Origin of the sequence: Draconibacterium sp., from assembly GCF_041583095.1 — a bacterium.
Classification (GTDB): Bacteria; Bacteroidota; Bacteroidia; order Bacteroidales; family Prolixibacteraceae; genus Draconibacterium.
Genome location: NZ_JBFHGM010000334.1, coordinates 1 through 5,069 on the forward strand (window position 1 = coordinate 1; position 5,069 = coordinate 5,069).

A 5,069-nucleotide genomic window follows, 5' to 3' on the forward strand; every position below is an offset into this window, starting at 1 on the left:
AAGGCAGAGGTAAAACTAATATCGCCACCACACAAACGAAGAATGCGGTAAGGTAAGCCTAGTTTGGCAACCAAACTTTCAACATGAGCTACCATTCCATCCAAAATTTCGTATGATTTGTCGGGATGTGCAATTTGTACAATTTCAACCTTGTCGAACTGGTGCAGGCGGTTCAGTCCGCGAACATCTTTACCGTACGAACCGGCTTCGCGACGGAAACAGGCACTGTAGGCGGTGTTTTTATAGGGCAGATCTTTGGCATCCAGAATTACATCGCGGTAAATGTTGGTTACCGGAACTTCTGCTGTTGGAATCAAATATAAATTGTCTTCGGTAATGTGGTACATCTGGCCTTCTTTGTCGGGCAGCTGACCGGTTCCAAAACCCGATGCCTCGTTCACTGCCAACGGTGGTTGAATTTCTTCGTAACCCGCTTTTGATGCCTCAGCTAAAAAGAAATTGATAAGTGCACGTTGCAGTTGAGCGCCTTTTCCGCGGTAAACCGGAAATCCTGCTCCGGTAAGTTTTACTCCCAGCTCAAAATCAATCAGGTTGTATTTGGCTGCCAACTCCCAGTGAGGCAGTGCTTTTTCGTCCATTGCCGGAATCTCGCCAACCTGTTTAATTACCTCGTTGTCATCTTCTCCTTTTCCAGCCGGAATCGATTCGTGAGGTAAGTTAGGCAGTTGAACCTGTAAATCGTAAACTTTTGCTTCGATGGCTGCAAAATCAGCGTCAAAGTTTTTAATGTTTTCTTTTAGCTCGGCAGTGCGTTCTTTTGCTGCGTTGGCTTCTTCGTGTTTGCCTTCGCGGAAAAGCAGACCAATTTCTTTCGAAATTTTATTCATTTCAGCTTTTGCCGAATCGGCTTCGCCCTGCAGCTTATTTTTTTGGGTATTAAGATCTATAATGTTTGAAACAATTTCCGAAGCATCGAAATTTTTGCGTTTTAGTTTTTCTACTACTAACTCCGGGTTGTCTTGAATAAATTTTAAGTTGAGCATGTCTTTTCCATTTATTAGGCTGCAAATTTAATAAATGAATTGGCACTTTATGATTAAACCTATTTCTAATTTCCTATCTAATAGCAATAGTTTAAAACCCTGATTGTGAAATATACAAATCGCTGCATTTTTTAGGCGTGTTCACTTGATCAACTATTTTTACAAAACAAATAAAAAAAAATTATGAAAAGACTATCTTTTTTCCTGTTAACAGTAATTGCATTAACAGGCTCTGTAAATGTTGTTTTTGCTCAGCAAGAAAAACAAGAACGAAAAGCTATCCCCGGAATGGGAGGTTTGTTAATGCCACAAGAAATAAAACCTTGTGATAACAGCACCAGTATTGTGCTCGAAGATATTTCGGGTGCTCCCAAAATGGTTAGGGAGGTTCCAGAAAATCTCGCGCTTACTGAAAATGTGATTTTTCACGAAACCAAAAGTTCTGATGGCGATCCAATGTCGATGAAAATGGATATTGTGAGACCGACTGATGATAAAGATTATCCGTGCGTTATATTTCTAACCGGTGGTGGTTTTATGTTTGCCCCAAAAAACAGTAGTTTGTACAACCGCTGCGAAATTGCCAAAGCCGGATATGTTGTTGCAAGTATTGAATATCATGTAGCAACCAACGGATTGTACAGCGATGCAGTAAAAGATACAAAAGCGGCCATTCGCTTTATGCGTGCCAATGCGCAAAAATATGGTGTCAATCCGGATAAAGTGGCTGTTTGGGGAGAATCGGCAGGAGGTTATTTAACCGGAATGACCGGAACTACAAATGGCGAAAAAGATTTTGAAGAGGGAGAGAACCTTGATCAAAGCAGCGATGTACAGGCGGCTATTGTTGTATATGGATTAAGCGACCTGACAAAAATTGGTGCCGACTATGATAAAGCAGCCGAAGAAGCACACTACACAAAAGAAGCACCAGAAGCCATGTTTGTACATGGTAAAAACAGTGGATTAACTATTCTGGATAAACCTGAGGTAGTTGCCAAGTCAAATCCGGTAAATTATGTGGACAAAAACGACCCGCCGTTTCTTTTGATTCATGGAACTGTTGATGCATTGGTTTCTCCAAGCCAAAGCGTATTGCTGCACAATGCAATTCGCAAAGCAGGTGTAGAATCAACCCGATATGCGATAGTTGGAGCAAATCATGGCGGTGGTCATTTTTCCGATCCGAAAGTGATTATGATAATGGTTGATTTTCTGGATAAAGCCCTAAAGTAGAAACGCGAAAATTCCCAAAAAAAAAACTCCTGTCGGTACCGACAGGAGTTTCGTATTTCCTTTGAGGGAGGTTAAACCCTCTGGTTTATCAATATCTTAAGCCAAACCTTTAGCTTCTTCAATCCAGGGTTGTGGATCTTTTGAAGCGTAACGGCTTCCTGCAGCTTCAAGAACTTTCTGAATTGCTTCAACAGATGCTGCAGCAATCTCAGCGTAAGTTGTAAAACCACCTTCAACTAATACTTCAGCTAATTTTGGTCCTACACCAGTTAATTTAGTAAGATCGTCGCCTTCAGCTGCTGCTTTTGCTTCAGCTTTAGGAGCTTCTTCTTTTACTTCTTCAACAACCGGAGCAGCTTCTTTTTTAGGAGCAGCTTTTGCAGGAGCTTCTGCAACTGCAACATCAGCATCAACAATAGGAGCTACTGATACATATGAGCGGTTATTTCTTTTCTTTCTGAATACAACAGTTCCGTCGATCAATGCAAATAATGTATGGTCTTTACCAATACCTACATTGTCGCCAGGAAAATGTTGAGTACCACGCTGGCGAACTAATATATTACCAGCTTTTGCAAACTGACCTCCGTAAATTTTTACTCCAAGTCGTTTACTTTCCGATTCGCGTCCGTTTTTCGAACTACCTACACCTTTTTTGTGAGCCATGGTAAATTTCCTTTATTAATTATCCAACAATGGTTTCTACTTGAATTTGAGTAAATTGCTGACGATGACCGTTCATCTTCTGATAACTTTTACGACGTTTCTTTTTGAAAACGATCACTTTTTCGCCTTTTACATGTTCCAGCACTTTGGCTGTAATTTTAGCACCTTTTACGGTTGGAGTTCCAACGGCTACTTTTCCGTCGTTGTCAACCAACAATACTTTATCGAAATCAACTGATGCACCTTCTTCTGCATCCAGGTGATGTACGAAAAGTTTCTTGTCTTTTTCTACTTTGAATTGCTGTCCAGCAATTTCAACAATCGCGTACATATTTTCACTTTTAATGTTTACACCGTCAGGCGGATATCGCATCGGATTTCACTTATTCGAGCCTGAACGATTCAAAATTCGGACTGCAAAAGTAGTTAATTTTAGATAATTAGCAAATAATTACCATTTTTTTGATGTTGATTTTACATCTTTAATCTGCTGAAAATCTTAAAAGTTACTTCAGAAATTCTTAAATCAATGATGCGTGTTTTTAAATCAGGATTTAAGGTGTAATTTTGCCAATATCAAAAAAATATATCAAAGCTGACGTCAACATAAAGTTTTTCAACAGCAGGAACCAACGAAGAATCGGGTACCGGACTTGGCCTTGTCCTTTGTAAAGAGCTGGTGGAAAAACATGGCGGTGAAATATGGGCCGAAAGCGAAAAGGGAAAAGGAGCGGAATTTCATTTCACCATCCCGCTTCCTTAATTTCTATTTTCTCACAAATTTCTGGAATTAATTTAACCCCGTTTTGTATTGGGTACATTACTGTTTTATTTAACGATAAAGCCGATGTTTTTAAATACGATAATAAGAAGTAAAATTCCGAGAATGAGGACCAGGGCCAGTAATATTTTGTTCGATCGGTCGCTTTTTCGTTGCAGTTCAATGTTTTCTGTAACCAGTTCCAGGTTTTTGTCATTCAGATCTTTTAAACAGGTTTCGAGGTGTTTAATGTGGTATTTTACTTGTCCCTGGTTCACAACGAAATTGAGGACTATTCCTATAAGAATGAACGTTAAGAACACCACAAAATCTACACCGTCGAGCGGTCGTACATAGCCGTATGTCTTGTAAAAATAGACCAACGATCCGGCAATAAAACCAAACAGGTAAGTGCCCGAAACGGATAGCAAAGTAGTAAAGAATTTTGTTTTCAGATAAGTGAGCATTGAGGCCAGTTTGTCGCGGGTTGTTTGTCCGTAATCGGCCGCCTCCAAAAAGCGGTTCAGCAATTTGTATTGCATAAAAATCAATGGTAGAAGTATTGCCACACCAGCACCAGTAACTGCCATTATGTTAGCGGTGCCAAAATAAAGAACAAAATCTACTGCCAGTGCACATACTGCCAGCGCTTTCAACACGAGGTCGAAAATAATCATGTTCTTTATTTTTTGGGTAGTATCATTCTAGCGTCCCGAAATAAACTGTTCGATGGCCGGGCTTTCGTAATCCGAAGCTCCCATCAGGGTTTCTGCTTTGTTCCACATGTCTTTTAATTTTTTGTCGTTCATGGCTTTTTACTGAAGTTTGAAAATCATTTCTTCCAGTTTTTGTTTTATACGAACCAGCTTACGCCTACGTTCGTTTTTGAGATTCCCAGTATCAAAGCTATTTCTTCGTAACTTTTTTCTTCGAGCCAAAGCAAAATCAGCGCTTTGTCGATCCGGTTGAGTTTTGAAATAGCCCGGTACAGTAGTTTAACCTGTTCCTTCTCGTCAGAAGGTTCTGTTTCCATACGATCGTTATCTCGCAGCTGCTCAAAATGAATATCCGTTTTCTTTTTTCGTATATCGCTGATGGCTGTATTTAGTGCCACGCGATACATCAAGGTGCTGAATTTCGCCTCGTTCCGAAAATTGGGAAACGAGCGCCAAAGTTGCAGGCAAATCTCCTGAAAAAGATCTTCGCGATCTGTTTGTCCGTTGGCATAAACCAGCGTTATTTTGTGGATTATTACCTGGTGCTTTTCAATCAGCTCGCTAAACTCAGTTTTATTTGCAATTTGGTTTTCATTTTTTGCTCTTCACCCTGTATGTCGTAAAAGCAGGTAAAAAACTACAACTTCAGATCATTTTTTTTATAAAATACGTTGTATTCCCTTTACG

6 protein-coding genes and 2 pseudogenes are annotated in these 5,069 nt (G+C 39.9%); 2 read left to right on the forward strand and 6 right to left on the reverse strand.

Annotated features, from left to right (window positions below; all coding sequences use genetic code 11):
• A partial coding sequence (gene serS / locus ABZB17_RS20380; protein ID WP_372653097.1) for a serine--tRNA ligase occupies positions 1 to 1,004 on the reverse strand: 1,004 nt, incomplete at its 3' end.
• Between the two features lie 183 nt (positions 1,005 to 1,187).
• Here serS and ABZB17_RS20385 point away from each other — a divergent pair.
• On the forward strand, positions 1,188 to 2,240 hold the full coding sequence (locus ABZB17_RS20385) for a prolyl oligopeptidase family serine peptidase (protein ID WP_372653100.1): 1,053 nt from the start codon (positions 1,188 to 1,190) through the stop codon (positions 2,238 to 2,240).
• A 96-nt stretch (positions 2,241 to 2,336) separates the two neighbouring features.
• On the opposite strand, the gene ABZB17_RS20390 is transcribed toward ABZB17_RS20385, so the two are convergent.
• From ABZB17_RS20390 to rplU, 3 genes and pseudogenes are all read right to left on the reverse strand, one after another.
• Positions 2,337 to 2,657 (reverse strand): helix-hairpin-helix domain-containing protein, encoded by a 321-nt coding sequence (locus ABZB17_RS20390; protein WP_372653106.1) that lies wholly within the window; start codon positions 2,655 to 2,657, stop codon positions 2,337 to 2,339.
• Positions 2,646 to 2,906: pseudogene (rpmA, locus tag ABZB17_RS20395) on the reverse strand (50S ribosomal protein L27); the annotation flags it as partial. The pseudogene rpmA and the gene ABZB17_RS20390, both read right to left, overlap by 12 nt.
• Positions 2,907 to 2,925: 19 nt before the next feature.
• Complete coding sequence (rplU, locus tag ABZB17_RS20400) at positions 2,926 to 3,237, reverse strand: 50S ribosomal protein L21 (protein ID WP_321487174.1); 312 nt, start codon at positions 3,235 to 3,237, stop codon at positions 2,926 to 2,928.
• Between the two features lie 294 nt (positions 3,238 to 3,531).
• Between rplU and ABZB17_RS20405 the strand changes: the two are divergent.
• A pseudogene (locus ABZB17_RS20405) lies at positions 3,532 to 3,669 on the forward strand (ATP-binding protein); the annotation flags it as partial.
• Between the two features lie 65 nt (positions 3,670 to 3,734).
• On the opposite strand, the gene ABZB17_RS20410 reads toward ABZB17_RS20405, so the two are convergent.
• Together ABZB17_RS20410 and ABZB17_RS20415 are read right to left on the reverse strand one after the other, a co-directional pair.
• On the reverse strand, positions 3,735 to 4,343 hold the full coding sequence (locus tag ABZB17_RS20410) for a hypothetical protein (RefSeq protein ID WP_372653102.1): 609 nt from the start codon (positions 4,341 to 4,343) through the stop codon (positions 3,735 to 3,737).
• Positions 4,344 to 4,519: 176 nt separating this feature from the next.
• Positions 4,520 to 4,966, reverse strand: a complete 447-nt coding sequence (locus ABZB17_RS20415; protein ID WP_372653109.1) for an RNA polymerase sigma factor — start codon at positions 4,964 to 4,966, stop codon at positions 4,520 to 4,522.
• Positions 4,967 to 5,069: the final 103 nt, after the last annotated feature.

What these genes read in the sequence shown, in the direction of transcription:
- ABZB17_RS20385 (WP_372653100.1), top strand. Translation starts at nt 1,188, where the DNA reads ATGAAAAGACTATCTTTTTTCCTGTTAACAGTAATTGCATTAACAGGC.
- ABZB17_RS20410 (WP_372653102.1), bottom strand. Translation starts at nt 4,343, where the DNA reads ATGATTATTTTCGACCTCGTGTTGAAAGCGCTGGCAGTATGTGCACTG.
- rplU (WP_321487174.1), bottom strand. Translation starts at nt 3,237, where the DNA reads ATGTACGCGATTGTTGAAATTGCTGGACAGCAATTCAAAGTAGAAAAA.